Source organism: Pseudomonas sp. FBCC-B1667, from assembly GCF_059133255.1.
On the sequence record NZ_CP101437.1, the window covers coordinates 5578630 to 5597581 of the forward strand.

Annotated in this window: 21 protein-coding genes; 15 read left to right on the forward strand and 6 right to left on the reverse strand. The window is 57.4% G+C overall.

Going from position 1 to position 18952, the window contains the following annotated elements:
- Nucleotides 1–12: 12 nt before the first annotated feature.
- The 4 genes from NL116_RS25745 (at nt 13) to NL116_RS25760 (ending at nt 2793) form a co-directional block, all read left to right on the forward strand.
- On the forward strand, nt 13–285 hold the full coding sequence (locus NL116_RS25745; protein WP_494374607.1) for a hypothetical protein: 273 nt from the start codon (nt 13–15) through the stop codon (nt 283–285).
- A 260-nt stretch (nt 286–545) separates the two neighbouring features.
- Entirely contained in the window at nt 546–659 is a 114-nt protein-coding gene (locus tag NL116_RS25750) for a DUF1652 domain-containing protein (protein ID WP_494374608.1), read from the forward strand.
- 472 nt (nt 660–1131) lie between these two features.
- Nucleotides 1132–2337: an ISL3 family transposase gene (locus NL116_RS25755; RefSeq protein WP_494373355.1), complete on the forward strand. Its 1206-nt coding sequence runs from the start codon at nt 1132–1134 to the stop codon at nt 2335–2337.
- A 126-nt stretch (nt 2338–2463) separates the two neighbouring features.
- The gene (locus NL116_RS25760; RefSeq protein ID WP_494374609.1) at nt 2464–2793 is read left to right on the forward strand and encodes a hypothetical protein; all 330 of its coding nucleotides are present in this window, start codon (nt 2464–2466) and stop codon (nt 2791–2793) included.
- 209 nt (nt 2794–3002) lie between these two features.
- Here the strand turns inward: NL116_RS25760 and NL116_RS25765 are convergent, their stop codons facing one another.
- Both NL116_RS25765 and NL116_RS25770 read right to left on the reverse strand, forming a co-directional pair.
- On the reverse strand, nt 3003–3359 hold the full coding sequence (locus NL116_RS25765) for a DUF7079 family protein (protein WP_494374610.1): 357 nt from the start codon (nt 3357–3359) through the stop codon (nt 3003–3005).
- A 24-nt stretch (nt 3360–3383) separates the two neighbouring features.
- Nucleotides 3384–3977 (reverse strand): hypothetical protein, encoded by a 594-nt coding sequence (locus tag NL116_RS25770; protein WP_494374611.1) that lies wholly within the window; start codon nt 3975–3977, stop codon nt 3384–3386.
- A 362-nt stretch (nt 3978–4339) separates the two neighbouring features.
- Here NL116_RS25770 and NL116_RS25775 point away from each other — a divergent pair, with 362 nt between their 5' ends.
- The 4 genes from NL116_RS25775 to NL116_RS25790 all read left to right on the forward strand — a co-directional run bounded on the left by NL116_RS25775 (nt 4340) and on the right by NL116_RS25790 (nt 6887).
- Nucleotides 4340–4651 carry a DUF3077 domain-containing protein gene (locus tag NL116_RS25775; protein ID WP_494374612.1) on the forward strand — a complete coding sequence of 104 codons (312 nt, stop codon included), beginning with the start codon at nt 4340–4342 and terminating at the stop codon, nt 4649–4651.
- Between the two features lie 277 nt (nt 4652–4928).
- The gene (locus NL116_RS25780; protein WP_494374613.1) at nt 4929–6050 is read left to right on the forward strand and encodes an S-type pyocin domain-containing protein; all 1122 of its coding nucleotides are present in this window, start codon (nt 4929–4931) and stop codon (nt 6048–6050) included.
- A 20-nt stretch (nt 6051–6070) separates the two neighbouring features.
- Complete coding sequence (locus tag NL116_RS25785) at nt 6071–6301, forward strand: DUF7683 domain-containing protein (protein ID WP_494374614.1); 231 nt, start codon at nt 6071–6073, stop codon at nt 6299–6301.
- 286 nt (nt 6302–6587) lie between these two features.
- On the forward strand, nt 6588–6887 hold the full coding sequence (locus NL116_RS25790) for a DUF3916 domain-containing protein (RefSeq protein ID WP_494378133.1): 300 nt from the start codon (nt 6588–6590) through the stop codon (nt 6885–6887).
- Between the two features lie 87 nt (nt 6888–6974).
- Here the strand turns inward: NL116_RS25790 and NL116_RS25795 are convergent, their stop codons facing one another.
- Together NL116_RS25795 and NL116_RS25800 are read right to left on the reverse strand one after the other, a co-directional pair.
- Complete coding sequence (locus NL116_RS25795; RefSeq protein WP_494374615.1) at nt 6975–7343, reverse strand: PH domain-containing protein; 369 nt, start codon at nt 7341–7343, stop codon at nt 6975–6977.
- A gap of 12 nt (nt 7344–7355) precedes the next feature.
- Nucleotides 7356–7808, reverse strand: coding sequence for a hypothetical protein (locus NL116_RS25800; protein ID WP_494374616.1), 453 nt, complete (start codon nt 7806–7808; stop codon nt 7356–7358).
- A gap of 373 nt (nt 7809–8181) precedes the next feature.
- Between NL116_RS25800 and NL116_RS25805 the strand changes: the two genes are divergently transcribed.
- The 6 genes from NL116_RS25805 (at nt 8182) to NL116_RS25830 (ending at nt 15837) form a co-directional block, all read left to right on the forward strand.
- Nucleotides 8182–8658 carry a formate dehydrogenase subunit gamma gene (locus NL116_RS25805; RefSeq protein ID WP_494374617.1) on the forward strand — a complete coding sequence of 159 codons (477 nt, stop codon included), beginning with the start codon at nt 8182–8184 and terminating at the stop codon, nt 8656–8658.
- Nucleotides 8655–10187, forward strand: a complete 1533-nt coding sequence (locus NL116_RS25810) for a formate dehydrogenase beta subunit (protein WP_494374618.1) — start codon at nt 8655–8657, stop codon at nt 10185–10187. Before NL116_RS25805 ends, NL116_RS25810 begins: the two co-directional genes overlap by 4 nt.
- A complete protein-coding gene (gene fdhF, locus NL116_RS25815) occupies nt 10184–13066 on the forward strand; it encodes a formate dehydrogenase subunit alpha (protein ID WP_494374619.1) in 2883 nt (960 codons plus the stop codon). The genes NL116_RS25810 and fdhF overlap by 4 nt, the downstream gene beginning before the upstream one ends.
- The gene (locus NL116_RS25820) at nt 13063–13284 is read left to right on the forward strand and encodes a formate dehydrogenase subunit delta (RefSeq protein WP_494374620.1); all 222 of its coding nucleotides are present in this window, start codon (nt 13063–13065) and stop codon (nt 13282–13284) included. The genes fdhF and NL116_RS25820 overlap by 4 nt, the downstream gene beginning before the upstream one ends.
- Before the next feature lie 115 nt (nt 13285–13399).
- Nucleotides 13400–15316, forward strand: a complete 1917-nt coding sequence (locus tag NL116_RS25825; protein ID WP_494374621.1) for an alkaline phosphatase D family protein — start codon at nt 13400–13402, stop codon at nt 15314–15316.
- Nucleotides 15317–15330: 14 nt separating this feature from the next.
- The gene (locus NL116_RS25830) at nt 15331–15837 is read left to right on the forward strand and encodes a P-loop NTPase family protein (RefSeq protein ID WP_494374622.1); all 507 of its coding nucleotides are present in this window, start codon (nt 15331–15333) and stop codon (nt 15835–15837) included.
- Nucleotides 15838–15938: 101 nt separating this feature from the next.
- On the opposite strand, the gene NL116_RS25835 is transcribed toward NL116_RS25830, so the two are convergent.
- Nucleotides 15939–17114: an aspartate aminotransferase family protein gene (locus NL116_RS25835; protein ID WP_494374623.1), complete on the reverse strand. Its 1176-nt coding sequence runs from the start codon at nt 17112–17114 to the stop codon at nt 15939–15941.
- A gap of 102 nt (nt 17115–17216) precedes the next feature.
- Between NL116_RS25835 and NL116_RS25840 the strand changes: the two genes are divergently transcribed.
- On the forward strand, nt 17217–18122 hold the full coding sequence (locus NL116_RS25840; protein WP_494374624.1) for a LysR family transcriptional regulator: 906 nt from the start codon (nt 17217–17219) through the stop codon (nt 18120–18122).
- Nucleotides 18123–18247: 125 nt separating this feature from the next.
- Here NL116_RS25840 and msrA read toward each other — a convergent pair whose 3' ends face one another.
- A complete protein-coding gene (msrA, locus tag NL116_RS25845) occupies nt 18248–18952 on the reverse strand; it encodes a peptide-methionine (S)-S-oxide reductase MsrA (protein ID WP_494374625.1) in 705 nt (234 codons plus the stop codon).

Below are 18952 nucleotides of genomic sequence, written 5' to 3' on the forward strand. Positions count from 1 at the left end.
AGGAGGCCACAAATGAAACAATCCGATCTATATGACATGACAAGTCGTTGTGGCTTTACGGTAACAGTATTTTCGGATCACCCCGATTTTTTCTCATCTTGGTCTTTGAGTATCAAAAAAAATGAACAAAAATACATGATCGAACATGAAGGCAGAGACAACTGGTTAATATTTTACAAAGAAAACGAACCGAATAAATTCAAAGAGATAGACAAAAAAATATCTCACGCAATGAACGACAATGCAAAACTGAAGCAGTGTGAGTCTTGGCTTTTAAGTGTTTAACAAACAAAAAGTTAGCCACAAAACAAAAGGGGATAGCCGTGCCTGAGTTCAGGCGATCTGAAAATCCGACTTTTTCAACAGAATCGGCCGATTGCTGCATGTCGCCAGGTACTTTTCGACCCATAGCGCATGTCATTACGAGGGCGAGGGATGACCGCTAGAGGTGATGCAGCTTGTCGTGATCTCAGTCAACACCGAGCAGGTTGTCTATGATTACTGAACAGAAACTCAAACCACCTTTGAGGTTGAGGACATAGGTCATGATTTCCATCCTTGAACTTCGCCACATCATTGCGTGCGGTTTTCTGCCTCTTTCTTGCGTCTGCACTGTTGGCGCTGATGCGATTTTGACCCAAGCCGCCGGAAATCATTGACCCATTCGAATATTCAGCAATCGATGACCTTGCGTGGGATTTCAGAGGCTGCACATAGGTCAGCTAAAATCAGTAACCTGGGTCAAAATCGCATCAGCGCCAACAGGTTCGGCATTTTTTGGCAGACCAGGGAGTCTATCCGTAACCAGTTTCTTGTAGATATTACTCACAGCTCATCGGAAATTGGATGGAGAAATCCGATCAAGCTTCCATCCACACCAGTCCTTATTGGAGGCAGGTAGGGCGTACACTTCACGGTACAACGTGGAAGTGTACACATGCAAAAAACTATGTTAATTATACAGTTATGCTATTATTCGAGTCTCCCTCGGGCACCAAAATTAAGAAAGGTCTTGCTTAGCAAGGCCTTTTTTTTGGTTCTTCACGGAATCCCGGGAAACACAGAAACAAGAACGCCGATTTGATTGATGATGTTCGTGCGAGCAAACACATCTAACAAACCGGCGTTCTTATGCGCGATATTAATACTTTCCTTCCTTTTTGGGAGGGCTTTTCTGTCGTCACCATCAAGCCTGATGGCGATGCCCTACAGATCGATCTGACTCCTCACGCCACTCGATTTCCTTCCTGTGGCGGCTGCCAAAAAATCTGTTCAACCACGCATGAGTATTGCGAGCGAGTCATTCGTGATTTACCCATTCTCGGTCGTGCGGTGCGCCTGAGCGTTTTGCTCCGGCGCGTTGATTGCCGCGATTGCGGCAAACGCATGGAGGCCGTCAGTTGGCTGGATCGCTATGCCCGTATGACACGTCGTCTGGCAGAGGCGGTCATTCAAGCCTGTGAACGCCTTCCCACGTTGCACGTGGCGCAGATGTTTGGGCTGCATTGGGAGACCGTTCGGTTGCTGGAGCGTCGAGCCTTGCAAGCAGCATTGAGCATTTTGCCAAAGGCGCAACCGAGACGTTTGGTGATGGACGAGTTCGCACTGTTCAAAGGTCATCGTTATGCCAGCGTTGTCCTGGATGCGGATACACGGCGGGTGCTGTGGATCGGCGAAGGCCGCAGCCGGGCGGCGGTCAGGCCATTTTTCGAAGAGCTGGGGCCAGAGGGTTGCGCTCGCATCGAAGCGGTGGCGATGGACATGAATACCGCTTTTGATCTGGAGGTTCGTCAGCACTGCCCGCAAGCACGCGTGGTCTACGACCTGTTCCATGTGGTGGCCAAATATGGCCGAGAGGTGATTGATCGGGTGCGCGTCGACGAAGCCAATCGACTGCGTCATGACAAACCGGCCCGAAAGGTCATCAAGCAGGCGCGATGGCTGCTTCTGCGTAATCCGCAGAACCTGAAAACACCGGAACAACAGGTTCGCCTGGGGGATCTGCTGGCGGCTAACCAGGCATTGATGACGGTCTATTTAATGAAGGCCGAACTCAAAACGCTCTGGACGCCGAGTACTGCCTGGAGCTGGAGATCGGCATGGAAGCAATGGCTGCGCCATGCTCATGAAAGCGAAATACCTGCTCTGATCCAGTTTGCCAAACGGCTAAAGGCTTACTGGCGGGGCATCGTGAGCCGGGTTCGCTGGCCGATGCACACTGGTCAGTTGGAAGGAATAAACAATCGAATAAAGGTGATCAAGCGGATGGCGTACGGTTACCGGGATAGCGAGTTCTTCTTTATGAAGATCAAGAGCGTCTTTCCCGGTAATCCGTGATGAACCTTTTTTTTCGTCTGGCAAAAAGTGCCTGACACAACGCCGACCTATAGGAGCCGGCTTGCTGGCGATGCTTTTGATTTCTCGCCTCCTCGACCGGTACGCCCCTTCACAAGGATTCACCCCATGGAACTGCTGCTGGAAACCGTCGCCCTGTTCTGCCTCAAGCTTGCTTATGAGACGGAGGATTCGAGTCCGATTCTGCGGGACGATCCGATCATGAGTGATTATGAGCGGGAGGTGTTTGGGTTGTTGGTGCGTAGAGGTGATGTCGAGGGGATTCAGTTTCGAGTGGCGCACTGTGTAGGTTTGGCGCTGGAGGCTATCGGTGGTGTTGATACGCCGCTTGGGCGTGAACTGCATCGGTTGTCTGCTGATTTTTACAATGTGCGGACGATAGAGCAGCTTGAAGCGCCGGCCATTGCGCTCAAGGATTACTTGAAAGATATTCAGTGAAGGATTGGGTTAGGGCAGTTTTGGCGCCGTTTTTACACCGACGGGTACTGAGTGGGGCTTTGGTTGAGATGGAAATAAATCTACCCCCTTCTCCTTCGCGTCGTCGGAAGCTGGTAGTACAAGTAAAACAAGCCGCATATGAAAAGGCCCTAACGAGCCCTTCTTGGTGACGACACTAAACTCAAAGCAAATCAAACTTCGCTGACAACTCACAGCCTGCTGACAATCTCTTTCCAGATGTACCCGTAGTTATATTCCAACCAACGAACGAGTAGTTTGTCGAATTGCCTACGAAACCAATTGTTCTTCCGGGATACGCGCCGTTCTTCAATCATGGCATTGAGGGAGTCAGGATCGAAGCCTGTCCATACCGTTGGAAGGGCCGCAGCAATATTGGTAAAGCAGACAGGCGCAACTTCGGAGTAAAGGATCTCGTAGAGGGTTTGAGGATCAACGCCTTTAACCTGGCGAGCTATGTAATCGTAATCAACCGGGAAATCATTGAACGGATCAGAGCGCGCGACCCTAATCTTTGTCAACTCAGATTGGTTCAAAGAATATCCCAATGTGAAAACTCCTCTAATTCCTCATCAAGCGAGTCTGCTACCGTTCCACCTGCCCCCAACAACAGTTCCCAGAAACACAACGGCAAATGCACAGATCGGAGCGCCCGGCCCACATAGAGCGCTGACTCCAAGCCCTGCCAGAATACCGCCCGCCGTACCGCCACCCACTATCAGCCCTTGACGCGCCGTTTCCTTTTGTTTGTTTTCAGCATTTAGAATTTGATAAGTCGCGACAGCAGCAGTAATCAAAATGCCAAGTTCTCCCATTAGCTGCATTTTTTTTGTGCCATTTGTGAACTTGGAATTATCTCGCCCTGCGGCCTCCAAAATTGTGTAATTAACCTCGCTCTGCTCCGCTGGTGAAAGGCTATCGTAACTTTTTTTGAACAGCTCCTTGGAGTAACGATCAAAAAGCGTCTGAAGCGTCCGGCCATCAGCCTTCTTTTTTTGCACCACAGCCAACCCCTGCGCAGAGGTAACCTTGCGGTGCTCCATCAAAATCTTGTTTCGCATTTCATGGCTGAACTGCACGCCCTCTCGCGCAGTGATCTTCCCGGCCTTCACATCGGCCAACGTTGGGGTCGATGTGTTCGAAGGTTGCGAGAAAAGGGCCTCCACGATACCCTCCCTCCGTCGCTGCAAATTCAGCGGCCGGGCTTGGTAACCCGAGGTAAATCACTGCGCAACAGTGCCATGCGTTCGCAGGCGCTTTTTTTTCGCCTGCGATCTGCGTTATGGCGGCTGTGCGTGGGACGTCTTCGGACGTGCCGGTTTCCTTGATTTCCCGGTTTACCAACCTGCGCACAGCTGCCACCCATTCGCTTGGTAACGAATTGTGGCGGCTCCTAAAAATTAAGGAGCTTCACAATGCGCTATATGGATACGTACAAAATCTGGCTTTACCCTCAACGCGACTCCCAGTTGCGTAACGCCCCACTGTCCACCCTCTCCCACCGCCTCACCGTCCTCGGAGGTGGCCAATGACCGATCAATCCGAGCTGAAAACCATCGGCCTAACACCTGCCATTTACTGCGCAGATCAACCACTCTTCCACGTCACTCGTGGCGTTCCCCTCGGCGATGCATTGGCCATGGCTTCTGACTTTCTGTTTCTCGCCAAGAAGCTGAATGAAGATGCGGCGTACGCCACGGACACCGACCGCCATGCCTGGGCCGCGCATTATTTGACGGCGATGAGTAAGGCGGTGGTTGATGATGCGGTGAAGGTGCTTGGGCGGGGTCGGACTACTGCAGCGGCACCTGAACGGACAGCGGCGACTTCTGAAGGGTAGCGGCTGAAAAATGGGAGCGGACTGCTTGTGATGATGACGGCGATCGATTCAGCATTGATGCTGGCTGAACTGGCGTTTTCGCGAGCAGGCTCTCTCCTGCAGAAGGACCGTGTGATGGCGTCCATGATTATCGGCTTACAACTTCATATGAACGAAGTACGCAGCGGATCGTGCGTACTTCGCAGAGTCTGAAACTTCAGGTTACCGAGTCAAATTGACTGGGAAGCGAGCTGACCGACAATCTCCTGTCTCGAGACGAAGTCACACAGGGATTGTCATGACCATGGACACTCGGAAAAAACATCCTTTCGACGACATTTGGCGCCGAAAACGTCCGAACGGTGGCGCCTCGTGGGCCGGCTGGAATCCGCCCGCTAAACCAGAACCGGAATATATCCCTAAAGATGAATGGCCAATTCCCAAGGATCGTAAAGACCCAGTTTTTGCCAAGTGCTGCACACCTGAAAACTGGGGGAGTACTCACGCCGGTAGCAACACCATGCCCGCCTCGGACTTTGGCAAGGTCATGCTGGCTGGGTCGATGCTTGTCCCGACGGCGGCAGAGGCTGCCGGACTCGCTCTAGGCTTCGACGCTGTACTGGGGCGCATAGCGGGTGGCGGCATCATGCAAAAGGGATTCACCTGGGCATTGCGTGGAAATCCTGCCGGCGTGTTCGTACTAGGTATGCTCCCGACCAAAATGGGCGACGGCACGCTCTATACCGACGATCAGCTGCGCATCATGACCCGTGCTCCAACCCGCGTGCGATTTCAGTTCCGCCACGATGCTAAGGGCGAGTTGCAGGTTTACGGCATTCACACCGGCCCGTTAGGTGATGACACGGTCCGCACGGTGCAAGCCCAGTGGAACACCTCCAAGACCGCGATCAAAGCCGAGCTAAATGGCGTCACCATCCTGTGGACACCTAGAGGACGATCAGGCATACCGCCAATGGTCCATCCTGACGCCAGCAACAGCCAAGGCACAATCCTTGTACACCCGATCCCGGAAGGAACAGACGCCCAGATCGAGGGCTATCCGGTAGAGGACGGCATAAAGGCCGATGACTGCATTTTGGTCTTTCCGGCAGACTCAGGCCTGAGTTCGTTGTACCTGGTGTTTGCGCGACCTATCGGCGGCGACCACAGCTATCACCCCGCCCCCAAAGGATTGACGGCCTTTCCAGATGCCGTACTCAGTCCATCAAAGAGCTCTGTCAAAGGTGGTGGACATAAGCGAAAACGCTGGAAAGACCGCAAGGGACGAATTTATGAATGGGATTACGAGAATGGCAGGGTTGAGCTCTACGACAAACAAGGCAAGCATTTGGGAGAGTTCAACCCTGACACGGGCGAACGAGCAAAGGACGCCGAACCAGGCCGAACCACGCCAAAGTAACTTTGATAGGAGTCAGAAAAATGCTGCATGAGATTCTTGCATTCGACAAGGGAACTGAGGAGCTGGCGTTCAGCATTGAAATCCCTACCGACCAATTCGATCAATTGGCAGAGCTTATGGGGTGGAGTGAGCCGGAAGACGCCATTTATGAATACGACTTAACGCCAGATCAGATAAGGCGCCTTGAAAGCATGACTGGAAAAGCCTTCAACAGTCCGGATTACATCTTTCAACTGTCCTGTAGTGCCTGATGGAGATTGTCGGCCCGTCCATTCCGCGACCATCTAGATAAGTCCGATTTTAAATAAGGAACAAAGGGAACAAAGGGAACAAAGGGAACAAAGGGAACAAATTTATGTATCTGAAAAATAAAACCCCTTTTTGGAAATGAATCTTTCCAGAATTCATTGCGCCAGCTGACAACAACGAAAGACTTTTTCAGCATCACAAGGACGTATCAATGCGGCAAATCGCCCTCAGCAACAAGAGGCTCTGGTCGAAGGTCCTAACGCCGCGATCGAAGTTCAGGCCTTCTGCATTCAGCAACTGCTCGAAGCCGCTAGTCACCTGTCTAACGCTGCTGACCACTCTCAAGGTTACTACCGCGTTGCTTGCCTGCTGACGTGGCCATGGGTTCATCAGAGCGAGGTCACCATCTTCTATGACCGTGACTATTATCTGGGTTTTCTCGGTGAAACTAACGCGCTCATGCCAGAGCGGATCAGTCGTGATCTTGCGTTGCACACGCCAGCGCACTTCATCGAGCACGGGCATGACGTAACCCAACCTGACGATGAGGTCGCAGTGCAGTGGTGGTGCATCGGGGAACCGGCCTGACGGCTTTGGTGAGCAGACTCGCTCCCACATTGGATGTGTGTTTAGTCAGTTGGGCCCCGAGTTTTTCGGGGCTTTTTCGTGTCGGGGTCAGAGGACGTGATGGGAGATCAGCTTTGAGATTTCTACCATCGATGTCCTGCCGGTGAATTCGAACTTCACTTTTCCCAACGACGAGAAGTAGATCTCCAGCTCTGAATCCAGATCGAAGGTGCCGGACGTTTCCACCGAGTACGCCACGATGTTTTTGTAGGGCAGTGAGGTGAAGTCTTTTTTGCTGCCGGTGAGGCCCTGGACGTTGACGGCGATGATGCGTTTGTTGGTGAAGACCACGCCGTCGCGCATCGATTTGTAGGCGTCGATGACGTGTTCGCCGTCGAGCAAAAGGTCGGCAACGCGTTGGGCGTATTCTTCGTTTTGCTTGAGTTTGAAGAAGCCCTTGTTGTTGAAATCAATCATGTGTCGCTCCTGTTATTCAATCTGTATCGGTCCTTTGGTCCCGGCATCGCTGTCCGTCCAGTAGTCCTGGTTCTGCAGGCTTCGATCGCCCTGGAGGGTGAAGAGGATTTTGCCCTGGCGAAACTGCAGCGTGCCGTCGGTACGCTTGGCTTTGACCTGTTTGCCGTTGACCCACACCTGTTCCTTGGCATCGATGCGGATGGTGGCGACGGTTGCGCCGGCATCGCTCTTGGCCACCCATTGCCCGACGTAGGGGGTTGGGGTGCCTGGGGCGTCTGCGGCGGGGTTGCTGAAGCCTGCCTTGGCGTTTTCTGCCTTGCTCTTGTGGATATCGCAGCCTTGGGTTTCGCTGACCTGGGTGCAGCCCGATTGCTCCAGTTGTTTGCGGTATGTGTCGTTAATGGCGTAGGCCGGGGATTGCGCCGCGATCAGGATGACCAGCGCAGGCAGGATGAGTCGGTTCATGTGTACTCCTTTGCGATCTCGTCGGACGGCATCGTACGTTTACTGTAGCGGGCAAGTGTGCTGCGCTTGTGCCACAAAACATTACAGACAATGCGCGCCGTGGTCAGTGCTCTTCTAGACTTAACGGGTGGTCGTGGAAAGAACCAAACACGTCGCTTTGGTGCAGTCGAATCAATACCAGCGTGGCAAGCTGCCTTAATGCCCTATAAAAGGTGCGGCAAAGACCGCGCCGGGCACAACAAGATGCCCGCTCAGGGTGCCCTGGCCACGGCCTGACAATGCCACGATTCCGTGACGTGGTGTGAATGCCGCAGCCGACACTTTCGGACGACCGACAACCACCTGGTTTGTCCGTGACCGTGAGGAATGCTGTATGCCTGATGAGATGTTGCAATTGCCTATGGTCAACAGCGTGCTGGAGCGCCACAAGGGCTCTGCGGGTGCACTGTTGCCCATTCTTCATGAGATTCAGGCCGGTATCGGTTACATCCCCGATGCCGCCGTCCCCGAGATTGCCCACGCTCTCAATCAGAGTCAGGCCGAGATTCGCGGGGTGATCAGCTTCTACCACGATTTCCGCACCGCGCCGCCGGCTCGGCATATCTTGCGTCTGTGCCGCGCCGAGTCGTGCAAAAGCCGTGGCGCTGAGCAGCTTGCCGCGCAATTGCGTGATCGTCTTCAACTGGATGATCACGGCAGCAGCGCCGATGGCAGCATCAGTTTGCGTCCGGTGTATTGCCTTGGTGCTTGTGCCTGCTCGCCGGCGCTGGAGCTGGATGGTCAGGTGCATGCGCGGCTGAGTGCAGAGCGTCTGGATGCATTGCTCGACGCTTGCCGGGAGGACGTATGAGCCTCTATCTATCCTGTGATTCCCTGGCCCGTGCCGTCGGTGCCGATGCGGTGGCGTCTGCCCTTGCCAGCCAGGACCTGCAACGCACCAGCTCGCGCGGCCTGTACTGGCTGGAACCCTTGCTGGAAGTGGACACCCCGCAAGGCCGTATCGGTTTTGGCCCGCTGACCGCTAGCGATGTGCCGTCCGTGCTCGATGCACTGCAAGGCGACCCGTCCTCGCACCCACTGGCCTTGGGCCTGGTGGAAGAATTGCCGTATCTGAAGTCTCAACAACGCTTGCTGTTCGCCCGCGCCGGTATCACCCGGCCGCTGTCGCTGGACGATTACCGGGCCCACGGCGGTTTCGAGGGTTTAACAAGGGCCGTCATTCTTGGCGGCGATGAAACCGCGACGGTGGTGTTCGATTCAGGCCTGCGTGGCCGTGGCGGCGCCGCCTTCCCGGCCGGGATCAAATGGCGCACGGTGCGCGCCACGCAGGCTGCGCAGAAGTACATTGTGTGCAACGCCGATGAAGGCGACTCCGGCACGTTCGCCGACCGCATGTTGATGGAAGGTGACCCCTTCCTGCTGATTGAAGGCATGGCCATTGCCGGCATCACCGTTGGCGCCAGCTACGGCTACATCTATGTGCGCTCGGAATATCCACAGGCCGTCGCCACGCTGAATGAAGCGCTGGAGATTGCCCGGACTAACGGTTACCTCGGCGCCAATGTCGGCGGCAGCGGCTTGGCCTTCGATATGGAAGTACGTGTCGGTGCCGGCGCTTACATCTGCGGTGAGGAAACCGCGCTGCTGGATTCCCTCGAAGGCAAACGCGGGATCGTCCGCGCCAAGCCACCGATTCCTGCGCTGAAGGGGTTGTTCGGCCAGCCGACGCTGGTACACAACGTGCTGACCCTGGCCTCGGTGCCGCTGATTATGGCCAAGGGCGCGCAATTCTATCGCGATTACGGCATGGGCCGCTCCCTCGGCACCATGCCCTTTCAATTGGCGGGCAATATTCGTCGTGGTGGCCTGGTGGAACGGGCCTTTGGCCTGACGCTGCGCGAACTGGTGGAAGACTACGGCGGCGGCACCGCCAGTGGCCGACCGCTGAAAGCCGCGCAGGTTGGCGGCCCGCTCGGCGCCTGGGTGCCGCCCTCACAATTCGACACGCCGCTGGATTACGAAGCGTTCGCCGGTATCGGCGCGATGCTTGGTCACGGCGGTGTGGTGGTGGCTGACGACACGCTGGACATGGCCCACATGGCGCGCTTCGCCATGCAGTTCTGCGCCGAGGAATCCTGTGGCAAATGCACGCCCTGCCGCATCGGTTCGACCCGGGGCGTGGAGGTGATCGATCGCTTGCTGGCCGCGCCAGACCAAAGCGGTCGCGATGAACAGGCGATCATCCTCAAGGACCTGTGCGACACGATGCAATACGGTTCGCTCTGCGCGTTGGGCGGCATGGCGCCGTTTCCGGTCGTCAGCGCCCTCAAGTACTTCCCCGCCGACTTCGGTCTGCAATCTTCGGAGGCCGACCAATGATCACCCTCTTCGACCCGAACACCGATATCGATCTGGGCACGCCGGCCCGCGAAAGTCAGGTGCAAGTCACTTTGAACATCGACGGTCGCAGCATCAGCGTGCCCGAAGGCACTTCGGTGATGCGCGCCGCTGCGTTGATGGGCACCACGATTCCGAAACTGTGCGCCACCGACAGCCTCGAAGCCTTCGGCTCGTGCCGCATGTGCCTGGTGGAAATCGACGGCATGCGCGGTTATCCGGCGTCTTGCACCACGCCGGTCAGCGAAGGCATGAGCGTGCACACCCAGACGCCGAAACTCGCGACGCTGCGGCGCAACGTCATGGAGCTGTACATCTCCGATCACCCGCTGGACTGCCTGACCTGCTCGGCCAACGGCAACTGCGAACTGCAAACCGTCGCAGGCCAGGTCGGGCTTCGGGAAGTGCGTTACGGTTATGAAGGCGACAACCATCTGGCTGATGTGAAGGACACTTCCAATCCGTATTTCGATTACGACCCAAGCAAGTGCATCGTCTGCAACCGCTGCGTGCGCGCTTGCGAAGAAACCCAGGGCACGTTTGCCCTGACCATCACCGGGCGCGGCTTCGAGTCCCGGGTCGAGGCCGCCGGAGGCGATAACTTCCTCGAGTCGGAATGCGTGTCCTGCGGCGCCTGTGTGCAAGCCTGCCCCACCGCGACGCTGATGGAAAAAAGCGTGGTCGAACTGGGTCAGCCTGAACGCAGCGTGATCACCACGTGTGCCTATTGCGGCGTGGGCTGCTCGTTCCGCGCCGAGATGAAAGGCGACCAACTGGTGCGCATGGTTCCCGACAAGAATGGCCAGGCCAACCATGGCCACTCCTGCGTCAAAGGGCGCTTTGCCTGGGGCTACGCCACTCATCCGGATCGCATCACCACACCGATGATCCGTAAGCACATCAACGACCCTTGGCAGGAAGTCAGCTGGGATGAAGCGGTGACCTACGCCGCCAGCGAATTCCGTCGGTTGCAGCAAAAATACGGCCGCGACTCCATTGGTGGCATCACCTCCAGCCGTTGCACCAACGAAGAAACCTACCTGGTGCAAAAACTGGTGCGCGCCGCGTTCGGCAACAACAACGTCGACACCTGTGCGCGAGTCTGCCATTCGCCGACCGGTTATGGCCTGAAACAAACCTTGGGCGAGTCCGCCGGCACCCAGAGTTTCGACTCGGTGATGCAGGCCGACGTGATTCTGGTGATGGGCGCCAACCCCAGCGACGCCCACCCGGTGTTCGCGTCCCAGCTCAAACGTCGCCTGCGTGAAGGCGCACGGCTGATCGTTATCGACCCACGCCGCATTGATCTGGTGGACTCGGTGCATGCCCGCGCCGAACTGCACCTGGCCCTGCGTCCGGGCACCAACGTCGCGATGCTCAATGCGTTGGCCCACGTCATCGTCACCGAAGGTCTGCTCGATCAAACCTTTATCGACGCCCGTTGCGAGGGCAGCGATTTCGCCCGCTGGAGCGAGTTCGTCAGCCGTGCGGAAAACTCGCCGGAAGTGCTGGGCGCCATCTGCGGCGTAGACGCTGCCGACATCCGTGCCGCCGCCCGTCTATATGCCACCGGTGGGAACGCGGCGATCTACTACGGCCTCGGCGTCACCGAACACAGCCAGGGCAGCACTGCCGTCATGGGCATCGCCAACCTGGCCATGGCCACCGGCAACATCGGCCGCGAAGGCGTGGGCGTGAACCCGTTGCGTGGGCAGAACAACGTTCAGGGTTCGTGCGACATGGGCTCCTTTCCCCACGAATTGCCGGGCTACCGGCACATCTCCAATGAGGTCGTTCGCGCACAGTTCGAACAGGCGTGGAACGTCACGCTGCAACCCGATCCAGGCCTGCGTATTCCGAACATGTTCGAGGCTGCTTTGAGCGGCAGTTTCAAAGGCCTGTATTGCCAGGGCGAGGACATCGCCCAGAGCGATCCGAATACCCAACACGTCACCGCAGCCCTGTCGGCCATGGAATGCATCGTGGTGCAGGACATTTTCCTCAACGAAACCGCCAGGTTCGCCCACGTGTTCCTGCCGGGCAGTTCGTTCCTGGAAAAAGACGGCACGTTCACCAACGCCGAGCGACGCATCTCCCGCGTGCGCAAGGTCATGGATCCGCTGGGCGGCAAGGCCGACTGGGAAGGCACGGTGGCTTTGGCAAACGCCTTGGGCTACCCGATGAACTACACACATCCGTCAGACATCATGGATGAAATCGCCAGCCTGACGCCGACCTTCACCCACGTCAGCTACGCCGAACTGGATCGTCACGGCAGCCTGCAATGGCCCTGCAACGCGGCGGCACCGGACGGCACGCCGACGATGCACATCGAGGAATTCGTGCGCGGCAAGGGGCGCTTCATGCTCACCGGTTACGTGCCCACCGAAGAGAAGGTCAACAATCGCTATCCGCTGCTGCTGACCACCGGACGCATCCTCAGCCAGTACAACGTCGGTGCTCAGACTCGACGTACCGAAAACGTTGCCTGGCACGACGAGGACCGTCTGGAAATCCACCCGACCGACGCCGAGAGCCGTGGCATCAACGAGGGTGACTGGGTCGGCATCGGCAGCCGCGCCGGACAGACCGTGCTGCGCGCGCGGGTCACCGAACGGGTCGCACCGGGCGTGGTGTACACCACGTTCCACTTCCCTGAATCGGGGGCCAACGTGATCACCACCGACAACTCCGACTGGGCCACCAACTGTCCGGAGTACAAGGTCACCGCCGTGGAGGTCAGCCGCGTCTACCACCCTTCCGAGTGGCAGAAACGCTATCAGGCCTTCAGTGATGAACAGGACCGTTTGCTCAAGGAACGCCGGCATGCCCGTGGCGCCAAAGCGGAGGTGCGCCGATGAGCACTGAAAACCTGATCAGGATGGCCAACCAGATCGCCCAGTATTTCGCCACCGAACCGGACCAGCAAGCGGCCGTACTCGGTGTGCGTAATCATCTGCAGATGTACTGGACGCCGGGTATGCGCAAGGAGTTGCTGGCCTGGCAGACGGAGCATCAAGGGGCAGATATGCATCCATTGGCACAGGCGGCGGTCAGTGGGGCGGGCTGGGCGGCTTAGGTTCACGGAAAACTTTTGGCATGGCGTCGTGAGCAATCGCGGCGCCCGCTTAACAGGAAAAGGCGATCACCTGCGCTATCATCGCCGGCCTGTGCGCCAAGAGCCTTGAACCTGGATGTCCGTATCTCTGCCTTTGTCTGACGATTGCAACTCACTGCCACCGGTGCTGGTCGGCCCGCTGTTGCGGCGGCTGGAACCTGCCCGGCTGGTCATGTGGCTCGTGGGCTCCCGGGCGCTGTCGCTGACGTTGCGCCTGCAAGACTGCGCAGACATCCGACTGGACGACGGACAGTGCACCGTCATCCCGATCGGCACTCACGCGTTTATCCATTTGATCGATGTTCCGCTGGCGACCGCCCTGCCCTGCGACACCGTGATCGAATACGACCTGTTGATCGACGGGACGGGCATCGCCGAGTGGGCCCCGCATTTGCTCTACGGCGATGCTCACTGCCCAAACTTCGTCCTGCGCTCGCGCATTGATCAATTGCTGCATGGCTCCTGCCGTAAACCCCATCACCCGGCCACCGATGGCTTGCTCTGTGTCGACGGTCTATTGGCAACGGAACATGACGCATCGCAGCGGCCCGCGCTGCTGATGATGACCGGCGATCAGATTTACGCCGACGATGTGGCGGGACCGATGTTGCGGGCGATTCATGCCTTGATCGAGCGATTCGGCCTGTTCCAGGAAACCCTCGACGGTGCCGTGGTCAGCGACAGTGCCAAGCTTTATGAGCACCCGGCCAGCTACTACCACCGTGCGGATTTGTTACCGGCGCTTGAAAGCAACGAAACCCTGCGCGAGCGATTTTTCGGTGGCGCGCGCAAGCCGATTTTCACCAGCAGCAGTGCCGACAATCACTTGGTGACGTTCGCTGAAGTGATGGCCATGTATTTGCTGGTCTGGTCGCCGACGCCGTGGACATTGATCGCCCCGCAACCCCCTGCGCTGACGCCTGAGAGGCTCAAGCGTTACGCCGTTGAACAAACCCATATCGAAGGCTTCAAATCCGGCCTGGGCGGTGTCGCCCGGGCCATGGCACATCTGCCGTGCCTGATGATTTTCGATGACCACGACATCACCGACGACTGGAACCTTTCCGCGCAATGGGAGGAAACGGCCTACGGCCATCCGTTCTCCAAGCGCATCATCGGCAACGCCTTGATCGCCTACATGCTGTGCCAGGGCTGGGGCAACAACCCCGACGCGTTCAGCGATGTGCTGGAAAAAACCCGTTTGCTCAGCGTCACCGGGGCCGACCGTTACCTCGACAGCCCGGTGCAGGATGACTTGATCGATGCGCTGTTGAGCTTTCAGCAGTGGCATTACGTGCTGCCCACCACACCCGCACTGGTGGTGATCGACACCCGCACCCGGCGCTGGCGCAGCGAGATGAACCTCAAGCAACCGTCGGGCCTGTTGGACTGGGAGGCCCTCAGCGAACTGCAACAGGAACTGCTCGATCATCCGTCGGCGATCATCGTTTCACCCGCACCGATCTTCGGCGTCAAACTGATCGAAACCGTGCAGAAAGTCTTCAGCTGGTTCGGTTATCCCCTGTTGGTGGATGCCGAAAACTGGATGGCCCATCGCGGCGCGGCGCAAGTGATCCTGAACATTTTCCGACACTCACGCACGCCGGGTAACTACGTGGTGCTGTCCGGCGATGTGCATTATTCCTTCGTCTACGAAGTGCTGATCCGTCACCGCAAGGCCGGCCCGAAAATCTGGCAGATCACCAGCAGCGGCATCAAGAATGAATTCCCACCGAGGCTGCTCGAATGGTTCGACCGCCTCAATCGCTGGCTCTACTCGCCGCGTTCGCCCCTCAACTGGCTGACCAAACGCCGACGCATGCGCATCGTCCCGCACGTCCCTGAACACGCCGAGGCCGGAGAACGGCTATGGAACTCGGCAGGCATCGGCCAGGTGTACTTCAATGATAAAGGGCAACCCCAGGATATCTATCAGCACAACTCAAACGGCTCACCCAAGACCCGGATGGTTGCGCCTGAACATGACGACTGATACGGCGAGTCACCATGAACCTCACCCGCACGCTGATCATCGGCAACTCCGGCGCCGGCAAAAGCTGGCTGGCGGAACGATTGGCCGCACACCTCAAGGTGCCATGGATCGATCTCGACCGGATTCACTGGCTGTCGGACGAGCACAGCATCGCCCGTCCGTATGCCGCCGCACTGGGCATCGCGCGGGTCGCGGCCGATGAAAAGCAGTGGGTGATCGAAGGCGTTTATGGCTGGATCGTCAGCGAACTTATCCACAGGGCAACGGCGCTGATCTGGTTGTGTGTGGATGACGAAAGTTGTGTGGCCAATATTCGTCAGCGGGAACACAGACCGGACAATGACGAGTTGCTGATGGCGTTGGTGGAATGGGCCGCCAGTTATCGGCTGCGTGAGGATGCCAGTGGATTTGCCGCACACCGGCAATTGTTCGCAGGGTTCCACGGGTCAAAAATCAAACTGATGGATCGAGGTGAAATCAGCGCTTTCGCGAACACCGACAGACAATCTCATATCCCCTGACGCCGCAGTCTTACTGATCATTCCCACGCCCCGCGTGGGAATGCAGCCGCTCCGCGCCCCTAAAGCGTGACGCAGAGCGTGGGGACGATCAGGAACATGTGTCATGCAATGGTCACGGCCCGACAAACCCCTCTGACAATCATCTCCACCTCCCGCTCATCAATCGTCAACGGCGGCAGCAGGCGAATGGTTTTCCCGCGTGTCACGTTGATCAGCAAGCCGTGATCCCGCGCGGCAATCAGGGTCAGGTCGCGGATCGGTTGCTTGAGTTCGATGCCGATCATCAAGCCTTGACCACGGATGGCCAGGACGTTCGGATTGTCCGCCAACTCGCTGCGAAATCTGGCGAGCAGACGTTCGCCCTGAAGCCTGGCGTTCTCCAGCAGACCTTGTTCTTCGATGATGTCCAGCACCGTGCAACCCACACGGCAGGCCAGTGGATTGCCACCAAACGTGCTGCCATGGCTGCCCGGTGTGAACAGATCGGCGGCTTTGCCCCGAGCCAGGCAGGCGCCGATGGGGATGCCGTTGCCTAACCCTTTGGCCAGGGTCATGACGTCCGGGACGATGCCCTCGTGCTGGAACGCGAACCACTGGCCGGTGCGGCCGATTCCGGTCTGGATTTCGTCGAGCATCATCAACCACGAGCGCTTGTTGCAGAGTTCGCGCACCGCTTTGAGATAGCCCGGCGGCGGCAACTGCACGCCGCTTTCGCCCTGAATCGGCTCCATCAGGACTGCCACGATACGTTGACCGTGGGCTTGTTGAACATCGTTCAGAGCGCGCAGATCACCGAATGGAACCTTGACGAAATCCCCCGGTAATTCATTGAACCCCAGGCGCACAGCCGGGCCATCGCTGGCGGATAACGTGCCCAGCGTCCGGCCATGAAAAGCGTTTTCCATGACCACCACCAGCGGTTGCTCGACGCTTTTGTGCCAGCCGTAAAGTCGTGCCAGTTTCAGCGCGGTTTCGTTGGCTTCGGCACCGGAGTTGTTGAAGAACGCCCGCTCCATGCCGGACAACGTCGTCAGCCGCTGCGCCAGCCGTAGTTGCCAGTTAATGCTGTAGAGGTTGGACGTGTGCAATAGCAAACCGGCTTGCTCGCTGATTGCCGAGACAATTCGCGGATGCGAGTGACCAACGTTGGTCACTGCGACACCCGCCACTGCATCCAGGTATTCACGACCCGCCTCATCCCACAGGCGCGTGCCCAACCCTCTGTTGAAACTCAAGGCCAGCGGTTGGTAAGTGCTCATCAGGCAGGCGGCGGTCACGGCATCAAGCTCCATCAATGGTCGGTGTTTTTGCAGTATGGTTAGCCACCTGAGATGGATAAACGCTGTAATACTTCAATCATCTTAAAGCTGAGATTCATAATGGATTTGTTCCAGGCAATGACCGTTTACGTACGGGTAGTGGAAGCTGGCAGCATGACGGCCGCCGCGCAGCAGTGCGAAATGTCCACGACCATGGTCGGCAATCACCTGCGCGCGCTGGAGCGACGGCTGGGTGTGCGCTTGCTTAACCGGACGACACGGCGCCAGCGCCTGACGGAATTCGGCTCCGCTTATTACCAGCGATGTCTTGAAGTATTGGGATTGGTGGCCGATTCCGAACGGTTGGCCGAACAGAGTCAGGATGCGCCCAGCGGCACCTTGCGCATCACGGCACCACTGACTTTCGGCACGGAAAGGCTCGCGCCCGCCCTCAGCGAATTTTCGCGGCAATGCCCCCAGGTCAAACTTGACGTGGTGCTCACTAACGGGCGCCCGGACCTGCTCGAGAACGGCATTGATGTGGCGTTTCGCTTGGGCGCCATCGAGCCGTCCAACCTGATTGCCCGCCCGCTCATCGACTACACCCTGACCATCTGCGCATCACCGGAATACCTGGCACGCCAATCAACGCCGGAAAAACCCGAAGACCTGCGACATCACGACTGTTTGTCCTTTTCCTATCCGGTCGGTGATGACTGGCAATCAGTCGAAAAAAAATGGCGCATGACCGGGCCGGAAGGCGAAGTGACGGTAGCCGTCAGTGGTCCGATGCTGATCAACAGTTCGGCGGGTTTACACCAGGCGGCCCGTACCGGGATGGGCATCATGATGCTGCCCGATGCGCTGGTGGAACAAGACCTGCTCAATGGCAAACTGGTGGCGTTGATGCAGAACTATCAGCTGCCGAGCCGGCCCATGCACTTGGTATACGCCCAGGACCGCTACCGCCTACCGAAATTACGCCACTTCGTCGACTTTGCCATGCAGTTGTGGGGTAAACACTAGCCGTGGCAATGGGCCATGAACTGATCTCGATGCCAGGCGAATCATTTGATATCTGCGCGTCAGGGCGTTTCAAGTGACCATGAGTTTCGGCGTGGTACAAAACAACCCCCGTTATCGCACTTCACTCACATCCCCGTCTTCACCAACACCGGTTTCTCCTGATAACGATCGGGGTACAACTGCTTCAACTGCGCCACTTTCGGTAGATCGTTGATCACGATGTACGGATAGGTCGGGTGCTCGGTCAGAAAATCCTGGTGCTCCTCCTCCGCCGGGTAGAAACCGTTGTAGGTTTCCAGCTTGGTCACGATGGGTTTGTTGAACGAATGAGCAGCGTCTAACTGAGCAATGTAAGCCTGGGCGACGCGTTGCTGTTCGGTACTCTCAGTGAAAATCGCCGACCGGTATTGAGTCCCGCTGTCGGGCCCCTGCCGATTCAGTTCGGTGGGGTTGTGGGCCACCGAAAAATAGATCTGCAGCAATGTCCCGTAACTGACTTGAGCCGGATCGAACGTCACTTCAACAGATTCCGCATGGCCGGTATCGCCCTCGCTGACCCGTTCATATTGGGCGGTATTGGCCGCACCGCCCGCGTAACCGGAGACTGCTTTCTTCACGCCTTTAACGTGCTGAAAAACGCCTTGGACGCCCCAAAAACATCCGCCGGCAAACACCACTTTTTCGCTGTGGACCTGGGTCGTTTCATCCAGAGTTGGTGGGGGGATGACGACGGCTTCTTCGGCCCCGAACGAGAATGCCGAGCATTGACTGATAACGCCGGCAGCGGCCATCCCCAACAGGGTACGGCGCCAGGTGAGCAGGGTTTTCAT